Raw genomic sequence first — 21,304 nt, 5'->3', positions numbered from 1 at the left:
CAAAGATGATCGTTTCCGGCTATAGTTTTACCGTTCCTTTGCCACTCGAGGCCTGATGTGAATCAAGAGGGGGTTCTGCTAGAGCCTCTTCTATAATCCCGCCGCCGATAACCTCGTCTTCCCGGAAAAACACGACAGCCTGGCCGGGGGTTACCGACTGTTTGGGTTTGTCAAAAACCACCTCGGCACGGTTTTCCGGACCGGAAACGATGCAGCAGGATTCTTCGGTATCACGGTAACGTATGCGTGCGGAGGCTCTCATCGGTGTTTTCGGACAGTCGATACCGATCCAGTTCACCTGCCCAGCAATAAGCTTTCTGCATTCAAGCATTACTTTGCTACCGACGTGGAGGCGATTCTTTTCCGCATCAAGGCTCCTGACGTACAGTGGTTCAGGAGATGATATGCCGAGCCCTTTTCGTTGCCCGATCGTGTAAAACGGGTAACCGGCATGTCGGCCGATAACCTTTCCCTCGCTGTCGAGGATTTCTCCACCTTTGAGTTTTTCGGATAGCTCGGGCAGGGATGACTGCAAAAATTTCCTGTAATCGTTATCGGGCACAAAACATATTTCCTGGCTCTCTTTTTTCTCCGCCCATCTCACACCGAAGCTGCGGGCAAGCTCGCGTACTTCCGGTTTTGTGAGAGTCCCGAGTGGCAGAATTGTTTTTGAAAGTTCTTCGCTGCCGAGCATCCATAGAAAATAGCTCTGATCTTTCTGACGGTCTGTTCCTTTCAAAAGACGGTATCTGCCGTTCTTGAAGTCAATGCGCGCGTAATGTCCGGTGGCGATCCGGTGCGCCTGCAGGATCTCGGCACCTTTGAGGAGTCCTTTCCATTTGATGAGTTTATTGCATACCATGCAGGGATTGGGTGTTCGTCCAGCGACGTAATCCTGTTGGAAATACGCTATGATGTCTCTCCGAAAGCTACCGCTCAGGTTGAACGAAAAGACCGGGAAACGATACTCACGCCGGTCGCTTATGATCAGCGAAGATTCTTCGAGGCTCAGATTGTCGTCCGAATGGTCCAATACCTTGATATGCAGGCCGGTAACCCGGTATCCTTGCTCTATGAGCATGCAGGCGGCGACAGCGGAATCGACTCCTCCGGAAATACCGACTATGACATGTTCCTTTTTCTTCATTCTTTTAACTGAGTTTATATCCGGGGCCACCACCTCCCTCCGGAGGCGTCCAGGTAATTATACGGTACGGGTCTGCAATCTCACAGGTTTTGCAATGCAGGCAGTTGGATGGTGAAAGCTTCAGTACGGGGTCGGTCTCGTGATCGATTTCATAGACTCCCGCCGGACAGAAGTGCTGACATGGATTTCCGAATTCTTCAGTGCATTTTGTTGTGCAGATATCGGCGATATCTGCCGGGTTTATGAGTAAATGGCATGGCTGGTTTTCTTCATGGCTGGTTCCCGATACGAAGAGGTCGGCGTTTTTTGAAAAGGTAAGTGAGTCGTCGGGTCGAAATGCCTGTTTTTGTTGTAACCAGTTCCGATACTCTTTTCTCTTGGGGAGTAATCTGTTTTCTTTTGGCGCCGATGCTTTTTCCGCAAGACCGATACCGGGTATTTTCAAGGAAAGTCCTGCCTGCAGAAGGCCTTTGTAGAGCCCCTGTTCGAATGTCTGGCGGTAATTTCTGGCCTTGTACATCTCTTCGGAAACAACGGATTTTTCAAGACGGTTGCGATAGGAGCGTAAAGCGTCTGCTGAAAAGTCATTGGTAAGCAGAGAGGTAAAGAGTGTTTCGGCGGCATGGATGCCTGATTGCATTGCAAGATGAAGGCCTTTCAGGCGCTGCATGTTTACAAGCCCGGCGGTTTCGCCGGTAAGCAGAAAACCGGGGCCGAATGGCTTCGGCATGGCATGGTAGCCTCCGGATGTAATGGCTTTTGCTCCGTATTCGAGCAAACGACCTTCCTTGATGATCGATTGTATGAACGGGTGCTGCTTGAACAGCTGCAGGTTGTAGTGGGGGTCGACAACCGGTCGGAAAGGTTCTATCGATGTGACGAATCCGAGCGACAGCTCGGTGTCGGACAGGGCATAAAGCCAGCCCCCTCCATACACCGACGAAGGAAGAGGGTAGCCGAACGTATGTCGGACATCACCGGCTTTTATCCGTCCAGCCGGAACTTTCCATGTCTCCTTGACTCCGGTTTCATAGATCTGTTGGCGAGCTTCCTCCGACAGATTGAATTCTCGATCGAGCTGACGGAAAATCGAACCGTGTGCACCTTCTCCGACAACGATGGCTTTTGTGTTGAACAACATTCCCGGTTCGGCTCCGGGTTTGGCATTACCTTCTTTGTCGATGCCTTTGTCATCGGTAACAATGCCCACCACCCTTCCTTTTTCGATGACAGGTTCAACTGCTGCAGTATTATCGAGGATCGTCAGGCCCTCCGTTTCAGCTGCTTCGCCTAGCCAGGACCCGAATCTGCTCACCGAGACAACATAGCAGCCCTCGTTGCGGAACGGTTCGGGAAGATACGGTACCGGAAACTTCTTTTTTTCGGAAAGAAACCAAACCGATTCTTTCGTGACTTCAGTTTCGACAGGGCAGCCCCTTTGCCGGAAATCGGGCATGAAGGTTTCTAATACGGAGGGATCGAGTATTGCTCCTGACAAAAGGTGGGAACCCGTGTATTTTCCTTTTTCAAGAATAATGATTTCGGGCTCGACCGGTGTGTTTCCCCCTGCATTATGGCGGGTGACGAGGTGCTGTAAATGCAGGGCTGCGGTGAGGTTCGCAGGTCCGGCACCTATGAAAACGATATCGAAATCGAGTGATTCTCTTTCAGCTGGCACGTTATTACACAATTAATTTGTTACCTGAACTGAGCGTTTCCGCTAATGCCCCATATAACGAGCTTATTGAAAACAGTCTTTAATAATGTACTCATAGTGGAATTATTTCTAACCTGTCAGGTGCAGGTGAAAAACCGACAAAGAGTCCTCCCCTTTAAGATTGCCGATGCTTTCTTACAGGAAGCTTACAGCAGTCCTTCGCCCTGTATCTCCGGCATGTTCAGCGAATGCACAATTCAGGTGCTGCACAGAGTGTTGCCTGCGGGACTGAAAATCTCTCCGAACCAATTCGATAAGTCGGCAGTTCGATGATTCAGCAAGCTTCAGAGCAGTATTCCGCTCAGGAAAACGGTTGCTACACTGAAGTAAATGATGATGCCTGCAACATCGACAATTGTTGCAACGAAAGGTGCTGAAGATGTTGCAGGGTCGAGTCCCCAACGTTGTAGAAGAAGCGGAAGCATGGAACCGGCAAGGGTCCCGAGGAGGACGACACCGATAAGCGATACGCCGACGGTATAGCCGACAGTGAGCCATTCGATGTTGTAGGAACCAAGAATAATCGACCAGAACACCACTCTGAATACGCCGATGAGGCCCAGGAGGCTGCCAAGGGCAAGCCCGGACAGAATTTCTCTTCTCATAACTCTCCACCAGTCCTTGATGGTGATTTCCCCGAGAGCCAAAGCTCTTATGATAAGGGTTGCCGCCTGAGAGCCTGAATTACCGCCGCTCGATATGATCAGCGGAATAAACGTCGCGAGCACGATGGCTTTCGCGAGTTCGTCTTCGAAAAACGCCATGGCCGAAGCGGTCAGCATTTCGCCGAGAAAAAGCACTACGAGCCAAACGCCTCGTTTTTTTATGACTTCCAGGATCGGCAGGTCCATGTAGGGTTCGTCGAGGGCTTCAATACCGCCGAACTTCTGGATATCTTCGGTTTCTTCTTCTTCGGCAACATCGAGCATATCATCGACCGTAACGATACCGATCAGGTAACCGTTGGAATCGACAACCGGAAGGGCGACCCGGTCGTAGCGCTTGAACGTTTCAAGTGCGTCCTGCTGGTCCTGTGTGGCTGTAAGGGTAATGATTTTTTCTTCCGATATCAGGTCCTTTACCTTTTTTTCCGGTTGTGAGAGAAGCAGTTCACGTGCGGCAAGTTCTCCGATCAGTTTTCCGTAATCATCAACTACATAGATGACGTTCAATGTTTCACTGTCGTGGCCGTATTTTCTGATATAGTCGAGAACTTCAGTGATCGTCCAGTCTTTTTTAATACTGATATAATCCGGAGACATCAGTCGCCCGACACTGTCTTCGGAATAAGCAAGCAGAGTCTTGGCGATTTTAAACTCTTCGAACGAAAGGAGTTTCAGCAGTTCCTGTACGACGTTACTCGGTAGTTCTTCGAGCATTTCGGTTCGGTCGTCGGGAGACATGCTGTTGAGAATGTGTGTAACATCTTTTTTGGTAAGGGCTGTAAGCAGGTTCTGCTGGGAGTCGATGTCGAGGTACTCGAACGTTTCGGTAGCGACGCCCCGCGGAAGAAGCCGGTAAAGGATTGCCTGTTCGTTTTCCGGAAGATCGGATATAAGCTCGGCAAGATCGACAGGAAGCCAATCGGTGAAAATCCGCTGCAGAGCACTGAAATTTCTGCGCTCGATCAGTTCTCTTATTTCTGGTAGGATTGGAGTCCCGATCATGTTTAGGATAGTTTAACGGCTTGCCTAAAAAAGGAATTTTTTTTTCAACTTTCCAACAGCGTCTTTTTTTTTCCGGGAGGAGGTCCCGGTTTTGACTTCGAAACAAATGCGTTGCCGGCAATGTAGCGTCTCCAGAAAAGGTCGGCGCTTTTCGTAATGCCTATTCTTTTCGATGAACTGATCACTGAAGGCGGGAAATTTTCACCTTCTTCAAGATAAACCGTATCGCTTGAAAGGCTCAGCCCGTTATGCTCCAAGGTTATGTCCATTGCACTGGTGAGCTTTCCCGGACCGTTCATCAAATCGACCGTTCGCATGATGTCTCTATTCTTTTTCATCTCTTCTATGCCGCTCATGGGCTCCATTGCCCTGATAAGTACGGCCCCGGCAACACCTTCGGGTTCGGTAACGATATTCATGAGATTGTGGCAGCCGTAGGTGAAATATACGTAAAGCGTGCCCGGAGAACCATACATCACTTTGTTTCTCTTTGTCATGCCCCGGAATGCATGACAGGCTTCATCACCCTCGGCAAGATAGGCCTCGGTTTCGACAATCCGGCCTTTGTAGCATCGGCCGTCAGCAGCGTTGTGTACAAAAACTTTGCCGAGAAGAAGTTCTGCCAGCAGAAGCGTTGGCTTTGTGAAAAAATCTTCTCCCAGCTTTCCCATTGAGTAATAATGGTATTATGTTTGTAAAAGTTGATTCAAGTATTATAATTTAGCAAGTCGTGGCGGAAGAACAACAGGATAGATCCTCAAAGGAAAAATGGGTAGAGTAATCGCAATAGCAAACCAGAAAGGCGGGGTTGGAAAGACAACGACGGCTGTTAATATTGCGGCTTCTATTGCCATTTCCGAGTTTAAAACGTTGCTCATAGACATTGATCCTCAGGCCAATGCCACCTCGGGGTTCGGACTCGATACCGAGGAAGAGATCGAAAACACTTTTTACCATGTTATGGTGCAGGGCGGAGACATCAAAGAGGCAATACGCTCCTCGAGTCTCGATTTTCTCGATGTTGTGCCGTCCAATGTGAACCTCGTCGGTATGGAAGTCGAGCTTGTCAATATGCGGGAAAGAGAGTATGTGATGCAGAAAGCTCTGAAAACGGTCAGGGACCAATACGATTATATCATTATTGATTGTCCGCCTTCTCTTGGCTTGATCACCCTCAATTCACTCACTGCCGCCGACTCGGTGCTTATTCCGGTTCAGGCTGAATATTATGCTCTTGAAGGTTTGGGTAAACTGCTCAACACTATCAGTATTGTCCGTAAACACCTGAACCCGAAGCTTTCGATCGAAGGGGTACTGGTTACCATGTTCGATGCACGTTTGCGTCTTGCGGGCCAGGTTGCCGAAGAGGTGAAAAAGTTTTTCAAAGACAAGGTCTACCGAACCTATATTCGCAGGAACGTTCGCCTGTCTGAGGCTCCAAGTCATGGTAAACCCGCTTTGCTCTATGATGCCCAAAGTCTGGGCTCGAAGGATTACCTCGATCTTGCTCAGGAGATTTTCGAGAAGGACGGAAATATCAAGAAGTTCAAAGTACGGCGTCAATAGTAGCCGGATTTTCAGATTGTGCTTTTTTTTATCACCTCATGCATGCAATAAGGAAACAGCCTCAGGTAGAGCACAGTCACGGTTAGGTAATAGAAATGATACAATAGTCATAGTCAGCACATATGACACGATCGGTTTAGGATATGGCGAAACAAGCGTTAGGAAAAGGTCTCAAAGCACTCATTCCCGATGAAGGTTTTATTCCATCGAGCAAGGCGGATGAAGAGGTTCGGATTCCGACAGGCTCGGTCGGGAGTTTGCCGGTTGAGAAAATCAAGGTGAATCCTTTTCAGCCGCGGAAAGACTTTGATGAAGCGGCACTAGAAGATCTGAAAAACTCCATCATCGAAAACGGGGTCATTCAACCCGTAACGGTAAGCAGGGACGGGGAAGGTTATCAGTTGATCAGCGGTGAACGGCGGCTTCGCGCTGTTCGAAAAGCGGGCTTCAAGTTTATTCCCGGTTATATTGTAGAAGCGCATGAAGATGCAGGTAAACTGGAGTTGGCTCTGATTGAAAACATTCAGCGCGAAGATCTCAATGCTATTGAAATTGCTCTTGCTCTGAAAAGCCTGGTTACCAATTGCAATCTGACACAGGACGAGATTGCCCAGAAAGTCGGCAAGAACCGGTCCACCATCAGCAATTTTTTAAGGCTGCTGAAACTACCGACAGTCATACAGAACAGTATCCGGGAGAAGGACATCTCGTCAGGGCATGCAAGAGCGCTGATCAATCTGCCTAACCAGAAGCAGCAGATCAAGGTATGGCAAGAGATTCTCCGGAAGAAGTTATCCGTTCGTCAAACCGAGGAACTTGTCAACAAACTGTTCCGGGAAACACCGGCCAAGCCGGTTCGTTCGGGAACTGTTTTACCCTACGGAGAGATTGAGTCTCAGCTACGGGAAAGGTTTGCAACAAAGGTCAGGATCGTGGAGAAAAACAAGGGTAAGGGTGAAATTCATATTCAGTATTTTTCACCTGACGATCTGGAGAGAATCCTCGAAATAATGAATTATGAGTAACGGTAACAGGATAGCGTTCGCAATACTTTTTTCAGCCATATCGATGGTTATCATGGTTCCGTCATATGCGAGAGCCTCGGAACAGGTGTTTCCCGATACCCGTACCACTGCGGATGAGATCCAGGGCGCACTTTTTGCCGAGGTGCAGCAGGACGACGATCGGCAGACAGATGACGACGACCAGCGTATGCAGCCCTGGAAAGTGGCTATGATATCCGCTGTGCTTCCAGGGTACGGTCAGGTATACAACGGCGCGATATGGAAGGTTCCGATCCTTTACGGGCTTTTGGGTTATTTCGGCTATCGGGCCATTGATTATAACGACAGTTATAAAGAGTTCAGGGATAAGTACGCCGAGGATCCTGACGGACCGGATGCACCCCGTTTTCAGGATGAGCGGGACCGTTACCAGGAGAAGCGAAACCAGCAGATTTTGTTTCTTGCATTGGCCTATCTTGCGGGTATTGTCGATGCCTATGTCGATGCTCATCTTTATGATTTCGATACTATTTCCGAAGAAGGGGTATCATCGGTATACGCACCTGAAACATTTTACCCGTCGGTAAGTGTCAATCTGAAATTTTAAACCGGGTATGGACAGCTTGATCGGGCGGAAATGTTCAGAAGGGTTTGGTTGCTTCCTGTAATGAAAGGAATATCTCACAGGTTTACCCGACTGAACGGAGCTCCTTTTTGACTTTTAACTTTTGAATTCCTTATGAAGTACACCCTTGTTGGATATGGGAAAATGGGACAGCAGGTCGCCGGTATAATAGAGTCTTCAGACGAACATGAGGTCCATACGGTTCTTGATGTCGATGCCGTTATTACAGAAGAGAGTTTTGCCGGAAGTGACGTTATTATAGACTTTACCGTCCGTGATGCATTTCTTGCCAATCTCCCGATAATGCTTGCATCAAAAGTACCAGTTGTCGTTGGAACAACCGGCTGGGATGCTGATATGCCCATGGTCCGGCAACAAGTTGCCGTAGCGGGTGCTTCGCTTATGTATTCGGCAAACTTTTCCCTCGGTGTCAACATATTTCTCCGCACGGTCCGGGAGGCTGCGCGAATGATCGGTCCATTCGACGAGTTCGATATCGCTTTTTCGGAACAGCACCACACTGCGAAAGCGGATTTTCCCAGCGGTACGGCACTGAAGGCTGCAGAGATGATTGTAGAGGTCAACTCCCGCAAAAAGACCATTGTCAGCCAGCTTCCGACCGAGAAAATGATCAATCCCGATGAGTTGCAGGTTGCTGCAATCCGGCTCGGTTCGGTTTTCGGGCAACATTCGGCATACATCAACTCGGAGTTTGACGATATCGTTATCTCGCATACGGCGAGAAATCGGAGAGGATTTGCCGGCGGGGCTGTGCAGGCTGGCAAGTGGCTTGCTGAAAAGCATGTTTCACAGCCGGGATTTTATACCATGGATGATTTTCTTGATGAAGTTTTTGGCTAAGGTGAATTGTTCGGAAGAAAAACTGAAAGCGATCGGCATCGGGGCGATAATCATACTCGCCTCGACCACGGTGCCCTACCTGCTGCTGCTTAACGTATTTTTTCTCGCTGGTATCATTATCGGTGGGGCGGCTGCATCCTACTATTACATCGTTACCTGTCAGGAGAGGCTCTCCATGTCCGAAGCGTTTGTTTTCTCGAGCCTCACCGGTATGGCTGGAAGCACTTTATCGGTGATTGCCGAGTACGTGCTTATCACGGAATTCAATTACCGGCCGGGAGCCACCGAGTTCATGACACTTTCCGAACAGATGAAAGGTGTTTCGCTTGAACAGGACATGCGTATAAACCAGTTGCAGGAGATGTTACAGGCTCCGGTAGAGATGACGTTCGCAGGGTTCCTGCTCAGTCTCGTCATAACTGCGATTATCTACGCGCCGGTTGCCGGGTTGGGTGGGGTGTTCACCGTCTGGCGACTGAAACGGCAAGCTGTGAAAAAGTGATTAGGCGATGCCTGCGCTTTGATGGTGTTAACACTCTTTTTCATAAAGCGCAAATGAGCTTTCAGCCTGCTAGATTCTTGTGGCTTTTTCTCTTTCGTGCAAAAACAGGGCTGTTCAGAAACCGGTTTGAACTTTTAATGCTTGAAATGTTTTAGGGGTTGTAAGCGGGCAAGATACTGTCTTCAAAACCTTTCTAAACAAGACCCTCCCATGTCCATCCTGTTTTCTCCAACCGGGCTCGGCCCTCTCTCCCTGCGAAACCACCTGGTCATGGCGCCGATGACCCGCAGCCGAGCGACCGGTAACGTTCCCAATGAGCTTATGGCAGAGTATTACGAGCAGCGCAGTACAGCAGGGCTCATCATTACCGAAGGTACTTCTCCCTCGCCGAACGGCCTTGGTTACCCGCGCATACCGGGGGTGTTTTCCTGTGCTCAAACAGAAGGGTGGAAAGCCGTTACAGGAGTGGTACACGGGAATGGTGCAAAGATATTTCTCCAGCTCATGCACTGTGGGCGCATTGCGCATCCTCTCAATGTTCCCGGCGGAGCCCGTATCCTGGCTCCGTCGGCCGTTGCTGCCTCTGGTGAGATGTATACGGACAACGATGGCATGCAGCCTTATCCCGTGCCGGAAGAAATGAGCGAAGAGGATATCAAAGCAACCATAGAGGAATATGCTCAGTCAGCCAGGAGTGCCTTTGTCGCAGGATTTGACGGTGTCGAACTGCACGGTGCAAACGGTTATCTGATCGAGCAGTTCATTCGTCCCAACACCAACCTGCGTACCGACGGCTATGGGGGCGCAATAGAAAACCGTGCACGCTTCATGCTGGAAACAGTCGAGGCGATGACAGATGCCATCGGACGGGATAGAGTCGGTATCCGTCTGTCGCCGTTCGGTGTGTTCAACGATATGCCGCTCTACGAAGCGATGGAGGCGGAGTACGGATACCTTGCACAGGAGCTCGATAAGACAGGGCTTGCCTATATTCATCTTGTCGACCACTCCTCTATGGGGGCGCCGGTGGTACCCGATTCCATCAAAAAGACCTTCCGCAGTGAGTTCAGGGGTGCATTGATTCTTTCGGGTGGCTACGATGTCGAACGTGCTGAAAATGACCTTGCGGCCGGCAAATGCGATCTGGTCGCTGTCGGCCGGCCTTTTCTCGCCAACCCCGATCTTGTCGAGCGCTGGAAAACCGGAGCACTTCTAAACCAGCCTGATATGAGCACGGCTTATTCACCCGGTCCGAAAGGCTATACCGATTATCCTATGCTGGAGGAATAGGTTTATTGTTTTTCCGTTATGGATTACGATGATAAAACACGGTAATTCTTTGTTTTCGAAAACAGTACCTGTACTATTACAGGTTGCCGGGCTTGCCGAACGGTTTTTTCGTTCACTCTGATGTGAACCGTCTGTAAGGTAATATTGTAAGGCTTCCTGGGGTTTGTGTAAAGGGAACGTTAAAAAAGGAAAAAGAAATGTCGTGGATGTACTTGATCGTTGCCGGGTTGTTTGAATGTAGTTGGGCAATAGGCCTCAAATACACTGAAGGGTTCACCAGGCTCGTACCGACGGTATTCACTGTTTTAGCCATGATAATCAGTTTTGGATTCTTGTCGCTTGCGATGAAGACTATTCCCGTTGGTACGGCTTATGCTGTCTGGACGGGCATTGGTGCTGTTGGGGTTGTTGTCATGGGGATGGTTCTGTTCGGTGAATCACACGACCTCGCAAGGGTTTTCTTTGTACTGTTGATCGTAACAGGGATTGTCGGTCTGAAAGCAGTTTCTTCATAAAGCACATGGTGCCGGTAGTGAACAAAGCTGTTTTTGAAAATGTTTTTCCCCTTTTAAGCGTCTTTCCGAAATCGTTTCACCCTTGAACCTGGTAGGAGCACGGCCTGTTCACTCTATCCGAAGGGGTGGGTTGATTTTCCTATGCCGGAAGGGTAGGGGGGACGAATTTTACAGGTTTACTTCCGGCAGCGTTCAACGGAATGTGAAAAATTATTGAGTGTTTGTGAGGCGGTACGGCTGAACGTGCCCTTTTGTGCTCGGCGTGTTATTGCTGTATATTGCTGGGGAAGTGATGTGATTGTGCTGGATGCAGGGGGTGCTGTGTGCAATATTAAACGGAGGGATATATGAGCGAAAATGAAGTTGTGATTATCAGCCTGCTGGTATCGGTTCTCGGTCTTATCGTCATAGCTGGAATTGTTTGGTTCGGGTATATCCTGGCGAGGGTATCACGCAAAAGTCCGGCGTTGACAGGCAACCCAGCATTGGACGGGGTGCTTGCCGAGTGGGTAAGGCAGGGTTCAGGCAGTTCTGACGATCTTCCTCGAGTTGCATATGAATCGTATTCCGAATATCTGCATAGAAGAAATGAGTTTTGGACTGCATACGGGCAGGTGCTTTTAGCTGTGTTGATCGTCGTTGTGTTGACGGTTTTGTTGATAACGCAGACTATAACGGCTGAGGCGGGTTTGCCTATCCTGTCCGGAATATCGGGTTTTGCAATTGCGAAAGGCATTTCCGCAACAAAATCAAGCGGTCTGCCGCAACTTAAAAGGCCGGGCGGATAGCGTACGACGAAATCCTGCTCGAACGATGCTAAATAATTTTGCGGTGAAAGGCATTAACGTTATGGGTCGGGTTTGGAGGTTACTCGTTCACCAAGCGCTTGTAATATCCTCTATCGATTTTTTCCGTTCCGGTCAATAACCGCCACTGCTCAACGCGGGTGATTGTTTCAGGGGTTTTCAACTTGCCGGTTTTCCTTGACAGCGTGGCCTTTATTTCGTCGTCGGTTAGCGCTTTCCCGGTCACTTCGATAAACGCCGAAGGCCGGAAGCCGTATTCCGGATCGTCAACCGGGACGACGATTGCCCTGCGTACTCCTTCGAATGAGCAGAGTGCACGCTCGATTTCTTCAGGATGGATATTCTCACCCCCTGAAATGAACATGTTATCCGTTCGTCCGGTGACCAGCAGTTCTCCATCGGGCGACATTTCTCCTGTATCTCCGGTATGGAACCAGCCTGAAGCGTCGGTTTTCAGCATCGGCCCTCTTTCCGAGAGGTAGCCCTGGAAAAGGCAGGGGCCTTTTACGAGAATCTCGCTTTCTTTGTCGATCAAGAGTTCACGGTAGGGAAGCACCTTGCCTGCACCAATGGTGCTGACCGGACCTGATGTGGTGGTTATCTGGGAGCTCATCTCGGTTGATCCGTACGTGAGATAGACCGGAAGTTCGGCTTTCGACGCCTCTTCGAGCAAGGCCGGTTCAACGGTGCTCCCGCCAAGCAGGATGACTTTGAAATCCTGAAGCTTTTTCAAGGTTTTTTCATCATTGATCAGCCGGTAAAGCTGTGTTGGAACCAGTGACAGATGTGAAAGATGGAACCGGCAGAGAGCATCCTGAATCAGTGTTCCGGGTTCAGGGACAACAAGCGCACCACCTCCAAGCAGCGAACGGAAAAGCATTGCATAACCGCCAATGTGAAATAGGGGCAGGGAGAGCAGCCATATGTCGCCGGGGCCGAAAGGAAGGTTTTCATTCGAGCCGAGAGCGCTGTAATAGTGGTTGGCGAATGAGTGCAGCGCAGCTTTCGGAAGACCGGAACTTGACGAGGTATGGATGACCGTTACCGGTTTTCTCAGTTGTTGGGCGGGTGGGCTGTCGAGTTGTCGGTTTGCTGAATCATGCTCGGCAGACTTTGTTTGAACGGGCTTTTTTTCCGTAAAGAGCTGTTTCCAGGCGCTGCTTTCCGCCATGATCTCCTCGGGGATTAGTTTGACAGGGTGAGCGAGTTTGTTTGTCAGGCTTTGCGGACCGATAAGGGCCGTGGATTTGAGGAGAGGGAAAAGGGTCTGTAATCTGGATGCCGGAAAGCGATAGTTCAGCGGTGCGGCTACGGAGCCTGTTTTCAAAAGCGCGAGCAGTAGCAGAACCATTGTTGCACTGTTGGGCATGCAGAGTGTTACGATGTCACCTTTTCGTATGCCTTGGCGTTGCAGTACCGTTGCTATTCGACCGGTTACGGCTTCCAGGTCCCTGAACGAGAGCGTTTTCTTTTCATTGATAAGCGCCGGGTTGTGACTGTATTTTTGTGCGGCATTCGCTACAATGTCCATCTTTCAACGAGTTCGAGCATTGACAGGTCGGGATTGAGACTGCTGCGGTATGTGTTTTCCGAAAGAAGGCACCCTTCTTCGACGTGAAAGCTGCCGAAAAGAATGTCATGGCTGAGTTGCCGGAATGTGTCGAGACCGCAGGGTGTTGGTTCAGCCGAAATAATGGAGGCAAGACGGGCATAGAAGCCAAGACCGATCCCGGTTTCATAGGCTGAACTGATAATAGCCGGAATTTTTTCCTCTTCTGCTTGTAGAGCCAATCGTAACGTGTCGGAGAAGCTGCCGATTCTCGAAGGTTTCAACACAATGCCGCCAAGGCAGTCATGTGGTATATCGCTCCATATGCCAGGGGTCATCCAAAGTGATTCGTCGAGTGCTGAGTGGATGCCTGTCCGATTGAAGAATTCAGGAATAAGGTAGGGATTCGCAACCGGTTCCTCTATATATTCGATGCTGTTTGCAGGAATTCGGTTGAAAAAGGTGCATGCGTTTTCCAGGGAAAAAGAGCGGTTACTGTCGAGACGCAGGGAAATATCGTTGCCGAAAGCACAGTGCAGTGCGAGTACCTGTTCAACGGCGAGTCCGGGATTGCGTGCCTGTACCTTCAGCTTGAATGTCCGGTATCCCTTTTGAAAGTGGTCGGTTGCGATGGCAAGAACGGATTCGGTGTTACCGAAGAGCAAGGCGTTGAGCGGAAGCTTTTCCTTGGCGTGCAGTGCGCCTGAAAATGATGGAAACGTTTCTCGTGCAACCGATTGCAGGTTCAAAAGGGACATTTCGATACCCGTACGGACTGATGGGAAGAGGTTATCGGGAAGCGTTTTTCCTGCATTGTCGAGTGATAAATCACCGAAAGAAAGATCGATCGCAGGCAGCAATGAGGCGCATTGTTCAAGAGCTTCGGAAAGTGTTTCTTCATGTAGCCCCGGTAGAGGGGCTATTTCTCCAAAACCGGTATACTTGCCGTTCTGTGTCTGAAGGCCGATAATGAGACCATCCCTTGTGTTGAGACTGGAACCTCTGACTGGAACTGGTCTGACAAAAGGGATGGAGTAGCGGTATATGGATACGATGCCCGGTTTCAAGGTCTTTTCGGGAATTTTCCAAAATCCGGTTTGCGTTTTTCGACAAAAGCGTTTTTTCCTTCCTGTGCTTCCTCGCTCATGTAATAGAGCAGGGTTGCATTGCCGGCAAGCTCCTGAAGCCCCGCCTGGCCGTCACAGTCGGCGTTCAGGGCTGATTTCAAACATCTCAGCGCCAGTGGTGAGTGTTGCAGTATCTCACGGCACCATTGAACAGTTTCCTCTTCGAGCCGTTCGAGAGGAACGACGGTGTTGACGAGACCCATGTCAAGCGCTTCCTGTGCATTGTACTGGCGGCAGAGGTACCAGATCTCCCGTGCTTTTTTCTGGCCGACGATACGTGCCATATAACTTGCCCCCCAGCCGCCATCGAAAGAGCCTACTTTCGGGCCGGTTTGGCCGAAAATAGCGTTGTCGGCCGCAATGGTCAGGTCGCAAAGCATGTGGAGAACATGACCGCCTCCGATTGCGTAACCTGCAACCATGGCGATAACAGGTTTCGGACAGGTACGGATGTTCCGCTGAAAGTCGAGGACATTCAACCTGTTGACCCCTTTTTCATCCGCGTAGCCAGCATCGCCCCTGATTTTCTGGTCTCCACCCGAACAAAACGCCAAAGGCCCTTCTCCGGTAAGAATGACGACTCCGATGTGTTCGTCGTTACGGGCATCGTCAAGCGCCTGAATCATTTGAACAACGGTCTGGGGACGGAACGCATTGCGTCTTTCCGGACGGTTGATGGTGATTTTTGCGATACCTTCGGATTTATGGTAAAGAATATCGGTGAATTCGCCGGATTGTATCCAGTTTAGGGTGCTCATGGTGCAGTGTTTTTTTGTTCTGAGTTACAGAGTCTTTCGATAATAGTATTGGTCTGTCAGCTCTGTGAAAGTTGTTGTTGGCTGAATTGAATACGGAACGTATCGTTCTCCTGTGAAATGTTGACCTCTGTTTCACCGGGTTGATCCGGCACGCACCAACTGTGTTGCCCTGTAAAAGATGGGATTTCTGCGCATACGATACGGCAACGGCATACTACCTGTAAAAAACACCTGTATTTCATGGCGTTCCTGCCAAAAATCCCGTCAGTCGTTCGAGAAACAGTTGTCTGTTTTCAATGTGAAGTGTATGGCCACAGCCGGGAAAGATGAATAGTTCCGAATTAGGGCATAAATTAACCATTTGGCGGCCAATCTCAACGTATTTTCTGTCTTTTTCGCCGACAAAAAAACCTGTATGGAGGCTGTTTTCACTGAGTTTTTCCCATAAGGAGGGTTGACAGCCTGTGCTCAGTTGTTTCAAAGCGGCAGCAAGAGCTTGCGGGTCGTTTGCCTTACGTCGTTCAAAAACTTCAGAAAAAAGAGGATGTTTTTTCAGCGTTGTGAAAAGTTGCAGTCCGTACCACGAATCGAGAAAACTGTCAAAGTCCGTGGTTATGCGCCTTGCGATTCTTTTGTCGGATTCACATCGTAAAGCTTTTTCTTCGGGGTTTTTCAGGCCCGGTGACGAAGAGATGATCACGGTGCTGCGGAACTGTTCGGGATAATGCAATGCCAGATAGAGTGCAAGGCGTCCCCCCATCGAGTAACCCACGAGATGCAGGGGAGCCGGGTGGATTTTTCCTGCGAGTTCGGCTAAACTGTCGCCGATTGCTTCAAACGTGCCGGTTACGCCATGAGGTGCCGGTGTGGCGCCGTGGCCTGGAAGATCGGGCATGAAACAGGTGTAATCGTTCTGTAACCTGTCTGCATACTGTTTCCAGTCTTCCCCTGATCCCAGAAACCCGTGCAACATCAATATGCCAGGCAATTCCTGGTTGCCGGTGCTGCTCATATGATATCTTTGAAAAGACGTGTCAATGATCATACATGCTGGTCTATGAGTGCCCTGAGCCTGGCGTTCAGGGTATGGTGTTCCTGAAGGTTGTTTTCTCTCGAGCAGGTTATTTCTATGATCCCGGGCGTATTCGACCGACACCTTTTCAGATAGCGTTCCCGAAACTGTCGGTTCGTGGACGGGTTGCAGTACGGTATTCCAAACGTTTCGGCTACGGAACGGATATTGTATTGTTGTGGAGTGGCGAAATGCGTCTCGAAAATATCTTTTTGCTTTGCTATGGGAAGGAAGGAAAAGATTCCGCCGCCGTTATTGTTGATGACAACAATATGGAGGGGGTGTTTCATCGTACGCAAAAGGGTGAGCGAATTGAGATCGTGCAGGAAAGAGATATCGCCAATGACAAGAGTAACAGGTGAGCCAAGTCCTTGGGCAAAACCCGCTGCGGTAGCAATGTTGCCATCGATGCCGCTTGCTCCGCGGTTCATCCCGAATCGTGGTATTGCCCCGTTTTCTCGCAAAGCGGTATAGGCATCCATATCCCGTATCGGCATACTGTTTGCCAGAAACAGGCCATGGTATTCAGGAATTATCTCCGATACAATTCTGGCTGTGGAGATCTCGGTAAGAGCTTTTTCCGATGAACAGTAAGCATCGAGTTCTTTTTCTATCTCTGTAGAGAGTGCGTGCAGTGATAAACCGTTTCTGTTTTTCCGGTCGATTGTTGAAACAAGCCGCCCTGCAAAATCTTCCGGTGAGGCTTCGATCTGCCACGTGACGTTGTGGTCGGGGTTATATCGTGAAGGATGTTTTTTAATGACAATGAAATGTTTGGGAGTCCATCGTTTTATGGTAGCCGCAAGACGTTTGCCCACGATTTTACCGCCGAAATGAAGCACAAGGTCGGGTTTGAAACGCGAAGTAAACCGTTCGGACAGGAGCAGAGGTTGAAGAGGTTCGTTGTCCCGGCACATGCGAAGCTGTGATGATATGTCGGTGTACATCGGTATTTTCAGGACTCTGGCAAGGTTGAGAACAGCTTCTGCATCGGCTTTTGTGTCGAGGTGTCCGGCAACGAGAAGCGGTGACGAGGCATCGGTCAACAGTTTTCGTATCCGGCTGACCGTTACGGCTTCCGCTGTTTTTCTGTAGAATGTAAAACTGCTCAGTGGTTCATGTTCTTTTCTCCAAAGATCGAGTGTGCGGGTCCATGGACTGTCGGGAGGAATATCGACAGGATCAAAGGGTTCTCTGAACGGGAGGTTGAGATGCACGGGTCCAGGGGATGTTCCGAGGCTTTGGCGAACGGCGTAGTCGACTGTTGAGAGCAACGCATTGACAGGAATCTTTTCAGACGGTTCCGGGAGTTCGCTGTACCATCGTGCGTAACTGCCGAAAATGCCATGCTGCCTTATGGTCTGGTTCGCTCCGGTTTCAAGCAGCTCGAACGGTCTGTCTGCTGACAGAACAATCATTGGTTGGTGATCGACGGATGCTTCGATTACCGCCGGGAAATAATTCGCGACCGCCGTACCTGAGGTACAGATAAGTGCAGCAGGTTTCCCTGCAGAACGGGCGAAGCCGAGTGCAAAAAATGCGGCAGCACGTTCGTCGGGAAAAACGTTGCACTCCGCGTCAGGGTTTCTTGCCGCTGCTGCTGTCAGGGGTGTAGAGCGGGAGCCGGGAGAAATACAGAAACGCTCGATGCCGTGGCGCACAAGTTCCTCGATGATCAGTGTGCCCCAGACGGTCGTTATTTGCTGATTGTTCATCAACCTCTATCTCTTCTGACGGGTTATGGCAAGGATGTCGGCAATTTTTTGATCCACCTCTTCCCATTCGGATTCGGGGTTGGAACCTCTTACAAGCCCTGCACCCGAGTAAAGATAAAACATGTTTTCCTTGGCAACCGCCGAGCGGATTCCTACGGCGAATTCAGCAGAATTTCTGCTGATCCAGCCAACAGGCCCGGCATACCATCCCCTGCTGAAAGGTTCGAGTTGTATAATCTGTTCAAGGGCTTTTGTTTTTGGGACACCACCTACCGCAGGTGTGGGATGAAGGGTTTTGAGGACAGCGGAATCGTTACTTGCTTCGGGTTTCAGTTCAGCCCGGCATTGGGTATAGAGGTGAGCCAGCCGGTTAAGTTGCAGTGCGCGGACCCGTTCTTCCATGTCGATGTCACTGCAGATCGGCTCGAGTTCCCTTACAATGGTGTCCTTGACAAATTTATGTTCCCTGATATCCTTTTCGGAGTTGAGTAGCTGCTGGCAGGCATCGCCGTTTCCGTTGTCGATCGTCTCCCTCGAACAGGTTCCGGCGAGAGCTTCAGTGAGCAGCTCGTTATTTTTACGGCGATAAAGCCGTTCAGGGGTGAAGCTGAAAAATGCCGTGTTTTTTTCGGGTTCGAAATAGTACCTGTATGTAGAGCTCTCTGAAAAGGGGTATCGAAGTAAAAAGAGAAGAGGGGAAAAGCCGCGGTTGAATTCAAGCAGGGTTTGGCGTGCAAGAATTATTTTTCCCATGAGCCCTTCCTGGAATCGTTGAAGGATCTGGTTGCATGTTTTGATCCACTGTTTCTTGTCCGGAGAGAAAGAGCGTGAGTTTATTTCAGGAAGAGGGGGGATGTCGCGAAGGGTGGAACTGTTTATTTTCGCTATAGTTTCAAGCAGTCGGCGATATCGTACTTCACTGTTCTCGCCAGGTTCAATCATAAGGTGGCAACTCAGTGTATGAGTTCCGTCGGTTACTGAAAGCTGAATATCAGGCAAAACAAACGTGAATGATTTGAATGCTCGCCATTGCTCATCCTGCTTTTGTTCATTATTGAAACAAAACCCTCCGAAATAGCGCGTGCCGGGATTTTTTTTACATAATTCTTTCTGAAGAATATCGAAACTGACGTTGTTGGGGCCGGTTTTGTCGTACTCTATAACATCGGCGGTGCCTATTCCCGCTACGAGATCGTCTTTTTTGCGGTTCGACCAGAAAAATTTCGGGTAAAGATCCTGATTGTGCAGCCACAGCAAAGGATCTGTCGAAGAAACGGCTATAGAAAAAGTTTGAAGATACGGTTCCGAGACACTCCCGGCTGCATTGGCATGATCGAGCACCATTTTTTGCAACGTGCTCAATGCCTTTTTCATCGGGAGAGGTTCACTGACTTGTTCAATAATGTCGGTTGGTTTGTTCATGGTAGCATTTCAGGCCTTGATCTATACTCCGTGAGCTTCACTTGGCATTTTCCAAGTGGCTCTCGAGAGAGACGGCAAGATAATTGTTTTTATCCTGAAGCCATGCATAAATCTCTTCGGCTTTTGCTTTTTGTCCGGTTCTGATATAACAGATCGCCAGATTGTAATGTGCTTCTTCAAAAGCCGTGCTGTTTGCAATAGCCTGTAGGTATGCTTCGATTGCCAGGTTACATTTTTCAAGTTGCAGGTATGCGTTGCCGATGTCATAAAACCGGAGTGAGTCGTCCGGAGAAAATTCGAGGCTTTTTTCGAAATAGTCGAGTGCGCGGGTATACTGTTTTTGGTTGAAGTATGCCGCCCCGAGCGCAGGGTAGACGGTTATACCGCTTTGCGGATTGAGAGCAAGGGCCTTTTCGTATGAGTCCACGGCTTTTTCGTATTGTCGTTGTCTTGCATACTCATTACCGAGCCTGATATATGCTTGTGGATCTTCAGGATTTTGCCATACCGCCTGTTGGAGATCGTTGAGTTTCTTCGATGCTGTATCGCATCCTGAAAAAGTCATGATTGCAAAGCCGGAAAGGAGAATAACAGCTGTGGAAAGAGTTAGCTGCAGGAAATGTTGATAGGTACGAATCATAAGCACAACTATAGAGAAATTGTCTTTTGGAACTTCTGGTCAGCTATTTCACCTTACAAGGGACAATATATACATATATATGTGATGATAGAATATTTGCTCATCAGTCCGGAAAGGTATTCGGTTAGGATCTGAAAAAGGTTTTGTTGCTGTAATTTCAGTATTGCACCTATGCTATTTGGAAAGAACAGGCATGTTATTTCTGCCAGCAGGAGAACCGATATTCCTGCTTTTTATGCAGAATGGTTCATGGATAAAATCCGGAAGGGTTTCTGTAAGGTAGCTAATCCCTATAATCCTTCACAGGTAAAGGAGGTATCGCTTTGTCCGGACGAAGTTGCTGCAGTCGTGTTTTGGACACGCTATGCCAAGCCTCTTCGTCCTTTCCTCGCGGAACTGGACGAGAGGGGATTCAATTACTATTTTCTGTACACGATTACCGGATATCCAAGCAGTTATGAGTCAGGGTTGCCATCCAGCGAAGAATGCATCGAAGACTTTCTCGCTCTTGGCGAATGCATAGGGGCGGAAAAAGTTATTTGGCGCTATGATCCTGTCATTCTAAGCTCTCGGATGCACATGAGTTTTCATATGAAAAATTTCGAAAGACTTGCTCTTCGACTTTCAGCCGGAACGAAAAAGGTCATTGTGACTTTTGTGAAAAAATACCGGCATATCGAGGAGAAACTCGAAGAAATGGAGTATGTACCACCCTCTTCTCATGAGCGCCAGGTTCTCGAAAAGCATTTCCGGTCGTTGACTTCCGATGCAGGTATGCAGATACAGCGTTGTGGGAAAAGGGATTCTTTTGCCAATGTTTCTGAAGGAAAATGTGTTGATGAGAAGCTGATGAGAGAACTGTTCGGGCTCGAGCTTTCATCAGGAAAGGACCCGGGGCAGCCTGAAGAGTGCCGTTGTATTCGCAGCATCGATATCGGGCGATATGGTTCGTGTCTGCACCGGTGTGTTTACTGTTATGCGTCCAGGAATTTTTTTCGGGCAGCCCGTCGTTATCAAGAGCATGACTATAGTGCGGAAATGCTGTAAGCTGTAAGGCGTTGTCGAGCCGTTAAACCAAGTCCGCATATCAAGTAAACAGGGAGATTACGTTATGAAAACCATTACGATACATGTCGGGGGAATGCACTGCGGGAGCTGTGAAACGATCGTCAAAGAGGCGCTCGAGGAGCTTGCGGGTGTCGAAAGCGTTGAGGTTTCTCACGACTCGGAAACGGCGATGGTTGTCTATGACGAAGGTTCGGTTTCACCTGAAACCCTGAAAGCAACGATAGAGAAAGAAGGGTATACAGTTTCGGGATAA

21 protein-coding genes are annotated in these 21,304 nt (G+C 49.2%); 10 read left to right on the top strand and 11 right to left on the bottom strand.

Annotation, left to right across the window (positions count from 1 at the left end; all coding sequences use genetic code 11):
* Window positions 1-19: 19 nt before the first annotated feature.
* The 4 genes from mnmA to CR164_RS02755 form a co-directional block, all read right to left on the bottom strand.
* Window positions 20-1,147: a tRNA 2-thiouridine(34) synthase MnmA gene (mnmA, locus tag CR164_RS02770; protein WP_110022406.1), complete on the bottom strand. Its 1,128-nt coding sequence runs from the start codon at window positions 1,145-1,147 to the stop codon at window positions 20-22.
* 4 nt (window positions 1,148-1,151) lie between these two features.
* The gene (locus CR164_RS02765; protein WP_110022405.1) at window positions 1,152-2,825 is read right to left on the bottom strand and encodes an electron transfer flavoprotein-ubiquinone oxidoreductase; all 1,674 of its coding nucleotides are present in this window, start codon (window positions 2,823-2,825) and stop codon (window positions 1,152-1,154) included.
* Between the two features lie 323 nt (window positions 2,826-3,148).
* Window positions 3,149-4,531: a magnesium transporter gene (mgtE, locus tag CR164_RS02760; protein ID WP_110022404.1), complete on the bottom strand. Its 1,383-nt coding sequence runs from the start codon at window positions 4,529-4,531 to the stop codon at window positions 3,149-3,151.
* 44 nt (window positions 4,532-4,575) lie between these two features.
* Window positions 4,576-5,202 carry a DNA-3-methyladenine glycosylase gene (locus CR164_RS02755; RefSeq protein ID WP_110022403.1) on the bottom strand — a complete coding sequence of 209 codons (627 nt, stop codon included), beginning with the start codon at window positions 5,200-5,202 and terminating at the stop codon, window positions 4,576-4,578.
* A gap of 97 nt (window positions 5,203-5,299) precedes the next feature.
* Between CR164_RS02755 and CR164_RS02750 the strand changes: the two genes are divergently transcribed.
* The 8 genes from CR164_RS02750 to CR164_RS02715 all read left to right on the top strand — a co-directional run bounded on the left by CR164_RS02750 (window position 5,300) and on the right by CR164_RS02715 (window position 11,682).
* Entirely contained in the window at window positions 5,300-6,097 is a 798-nt protein-coding gene (locus tag CR164_RS02750; RefSeq protein WP_110022402.1) for a ParA family protein, read from the top strand.
* A 143-nt stretch (window positions 6,098-6,240) separates the two neighbouring features.
* On the top strand, window positions 6,241-7,122 hold the full coding sequence (locus CR164_RS02745; RefSeq protein WP_110022401.1) for a ParB/RepB/Spo0J family partition protein: 882 nt from the start codon (window positions 6,241-6,243) through the stop codon (window positions 7,120-7,122).
* Window positions 7,115-7,708 (top strand): DUF5683 domain-containing protein, encoded by a 594-nt coding sequence (locus CR164_RS02740; protein ID WP_110022400.1) that lies wholly within the window; start codon window positions 7,115-7,117, stop codon window positions 7,706-7,708. Before CR164_RS02745 ends, CR164_RS02740 begins: the two co-directional genes overlap by 8 nt.
* 132 nt (window positions 7,709-7,840) lie before the next feature.
* Window positions 7,841-8,587 (top strand): 4-hydroxy-tetrahydrodipicolinate reductase, encoded by a 747-nt coding sequence (gene dapB / locus CR164_RS02735; RefSeq protein WP_110022399.1) that lies wholly within the window; start codon window positions 7,841-7,843, stop codon window positions 8,585-8,587.
* Window positions 8,571-9,089, top strand: a complete 519-nt coding sequence (locus CR164_RS02730) for a DUF4199 family protein (protein WP_239994445.1) — start codon at window positions 8,571-8,573, stop codon at window positions 9,087-9,089. The genes dapB and CR164_RS02730 overlap by 17 nt, the downstream gene beginning before the upstream one ends.
* 210 nt (window positions 9,090-9,299) lie before the next feature.
* A complete protein-coding gene (locus CR164_RS02725) occupies window positions 9,300-10,379 on the top strand; it encodes an alkene reductase (protein ID WP_110022398.1) in 1,080 nt (359 codons plus the stop codon).
* A 197-nt stretch (window positions 10,380-10,576) separates the two neighbouring features.
* Window positions 10,577-10,894, top strand: a complete 318-nt coding sequence (gene sugE, locus CR164_RS02720) for a quaternary ammonium compound efflux SMR transporter SugE (RefSeq protein ID WP_110022397.1) — start codon at window positions 10,577-10,579, stop codon at window positions 10,892-10,894.
* 347 nt (window positions 10,895-11,241) lie between these two features.
* Window positions 11,242-11,682 (top strand): hypothetical protein, encoded by a 441-nt coding sequence (locus CR164_RS02715; protein WP_110022396.1) that lies wholly within the window; start codon window positions 11,242-11,244, stop codon window positions 11,680-11,682.
* 79 nt (window positions 11,683-11,761) lie between these two features.
* On the opposite strand, the gene menE is transcribed toward CR164_RS02715, so the two are convergent.
* The 7 genes from menE to CR164_RS02680 all read right to left on the bottom strand — a co-directional run bounded on the left by menE (window position 11,762) and on the right by CR164_RS02680 (window position 19,983).
* Window positions 11,762-13,231: an o-succinylbenzoate--CoA ligase gene (gene menE, locus CR164_RS02710; protein ID WP_110022395.1), complete on the bottom strand. Its 1,470-nt coding sequence runs from the start codon at window positions 13,229-13,231 to the stop codon at window positions 11,762-11,764.
* On the bottom strand, window positions 13,219-14,316 hold the full coding sequence (menC, locus tag CR164_RS02705; RefSeq protein ID WP_110022394.1) for an o-succinylbenzoate synthase: 1,098 nt from the start codon (window positions 14,314-14,316) through the stop codon (window positions 13,219-13,221). Before menC ends, menE begins: the two co-directional genes overlap by 13 nt.
* Window positions 14,313-15,134 (bottom strand): 1,4-dihydroxy-2-naphthoyl-CoA synthase, encoded by an 822-nt coding sequence (menB, locus tag CR164_RS02700; protein ID WP_110022393.1) that lies wholly within the window; start codon window positions 15,132-15,134, stop codon window positions 14,313-14,315. Before menB ends, menC begins: the two co-directional genes overlap by 4 nt.
* 238 nt (window positions 15,135-15,372) lie before the next feature.
* A complete protein-coding gene (menH, locus tag CR164_RS02695; RefSeq protein ID WP_239994444.1) occupies window positions 15,373-16,146 on the bottom strand; it encodes a 2-succinyl-6-hydroxy-2,4-cyclohexadiene-1-carboxylate synthase in 774 nt (257 codons plus the stop codon).
* A gap of 29 nt (window positions 16,147-16,175) precedes the next feature.
* On the bottom strand, window positions 16,176-17,921 hold the full coding sequence (menD, locus tag CR164_RS02690) for a 2-succinyl-5-enolpyruvyl-6-hydroxy-3-cyclohexene-1-carboxylic-acid synthase (protein WP_110022391.1): 1,746 nt from the start codon (window positions 17,919-17,921) through the stop codon (window positions 16,176-16,178).
* Between the two features lie 6 nt (window positions 17,922-17,927).
* A complete protein-coding gene (locus tag CR164_RS02685) occupies window positions 17,928-19,343 on the bottom strand; it encodes an isochorismate synthase (protein ID WP_110022390.1) in 1,416 nt (471 codons plus the stop codon).
* Between the two features lie 37 nt (window positions 19,344-19,380).
* On the bottom strand, window positions 19,381-19,983 hold the full coding sequence (locus CR164_RS02680; protein WP_110022389.1) for a tetratricopeptide repeat protein: 603 nt from the start codon (window positions 19,981-19,983) through the stop codon (window positions 19,381-19,383).
* A 171-nt stretch (window positions 19,984-20,154) separates the two neighbouring features.
* On the opposite strand from CR164_RS02680, the gene CR164_RS02675 reads away from it, so the two are divergent.
* The gene (locus CR164_RS02675) at window positions 20,155-21,030 is read left to right on the top strand and encodes a DUF1848 domain-containing protein (RefSeq protein ID WP_110022388.1); all 876 of its coding nucleotides are present in this window, start codon (window positions 20,155-20,157) and stop codon (window positions 21,028-21,030) included.
* 64 nt (window positions 21,031-21,094) lie between these two features.
* Window positions 21,095-21,304 (top strand): heavy-metal-associated domain-containing protein, encoded by a 210-nt coding sequence (locus tag CR164_RS02670; RefSeq protein WP_110022387.1) that lies wholly within the window; start codon window positions 21,095-21,097, stop codon window positions 21,302-21,304.

It is taken from the genome of Prosthecochloris marina (genome assembly GCF_003182595.1).
GTDB lineage: Bacteria > Bacteroidota > Chlorobiia > Chlorobiales > Chlorobiaceae > Prosthecochloris > Prosthecochloris marina.
This window is presented reverse-complemented; position numbering and strand designations above follow the sequence as displayed.

Bases quoted from the DNA above. Each gene is read 5' to 3' on its own strand.
- menE (WP_110022395.1), bottom strand. From the start codon at position 13,231: ATGGACATTGTAGCGAATGCCGCACAAAAATACAGTCACAACCCGGCG.
- CR164_RS02745 (WP_110022401.1), top strand. From the start codon at position 6,241: ATGGCGAAACAAGCGTTAGGAAAAGGTCTCAAAGCACTCATTCCCGAT.
- mnmA (WP_110022406.1), bottom strand. From the start codon at position 1,147: ATGAAGAAAAAGGAACATGTCATAGTCGGTATTTCCGGAGGAGTCGAT.
- CR164_RS02755 (WP_110022403.1), bottom strand. From the start codon at position 5,202: ATGGGAAAGCTGGGAGAAGATTTTTTCACAAAGCCAACGCTTCTGCTG.
- CR164_RS02750 (WP_110022402.1), top strand. From the start codon at position 5,300: ATGGGTAGAGTAATCGCAATAGCAAACCAGAAAGGCGGGGTTGGAAAG.
- CR164_RS02675 (WP_110022388.1), top strand. From the start codon at position 20,155: ATGCTATTTGGAAAGAACAGGCATGTTATTTCTGCCAGCAGGAGAACC.
- menH (WP_239994444.1), bottom strand. From the start codon at position 16,146: ATGAGCAGCACCGGCAACCAGGAATTGCCTGGCATATTGATGTTGCAC.
- menD (WP_110022391.1), bottom strand. From the start codon at position 17,921: ATGAACAATCAGCAAATAACGACCGTCTGGGGCACACTGATCATCGAG.
- CR164_RS02715 (WP_110022396.1), top strand. From the start codon at position 11,242: ATGAGCGAAAATGAAGTTGTGATTATCAGCCTGCTGGTATCGGTTCTC.
- CR164_RS02725 (WP_110022398.1), top strand. From the start codon at position 9,300: ATGTCCATCCTGTTTTCTCCAACCGGGCTCGGCCCTCTCTCCCTGCGA.
- CR164_RS02670 (WP_110022387.1), top strand. From the start codon at position 21,095: ATGAAAACCATTACGATACATGTCGGGGGAATGCACTGCGGGAGCTGT.
- menB (WP_110022393.1), bottom strand. From the start codon at position 15,134: ATGAGCACCCTAAACTGGATACAATCCGGCGAATTCACCGATATTCTT.
- CR164_RS02680 (WP_110022389.1), bottom strand. From the start codon at position 19,983: ATGATTCGTACCTATCAACATTTCCTGCAGCTAACTCTTTCCACAGCT.
- sugE (WP_110022397.1), top strand. From the start codon at position 10,577: ATGTCGTGGATGTACTTGATCGTTGCCGGGTTGTTTGAATGTAGTTGG.
- dapB (WP_110022399.1), top strand. From the start codon at position 7,841: ATGAAGTACACCCTTGTTGGATATGGGAAAATGGGACAGCAGGTCGCC.
- CR164_RS02730 (WP_239994445.1), top strand. From the start codon at position 8,571: ATGAAGTTTTTGGCTAAGGTGAATTGTTCGGAAGAAAAACTGAAAGCG.
- CR164_RS02740 (WP_110022400.1), top strand. From the start codon at position 7,115: ATGAGTAACGGTAACAGGATAGCGTTCGCAATACTTTTTTCAGCCATA.
- mgtE (WP_110022404.1), bottom strand. From the start codon at position 4,531: ATGATCGGGACTCCAATCCTACCAGAAATAAGAGAACTGATCGAGCGC.
- CR164_RS02685 (WP_110022390.1), bottom strand. From the start codon at position 19,343: ATGAACAAACCAACCGACATTATTGAACAAGTCAGTGAACCTCTCCCG.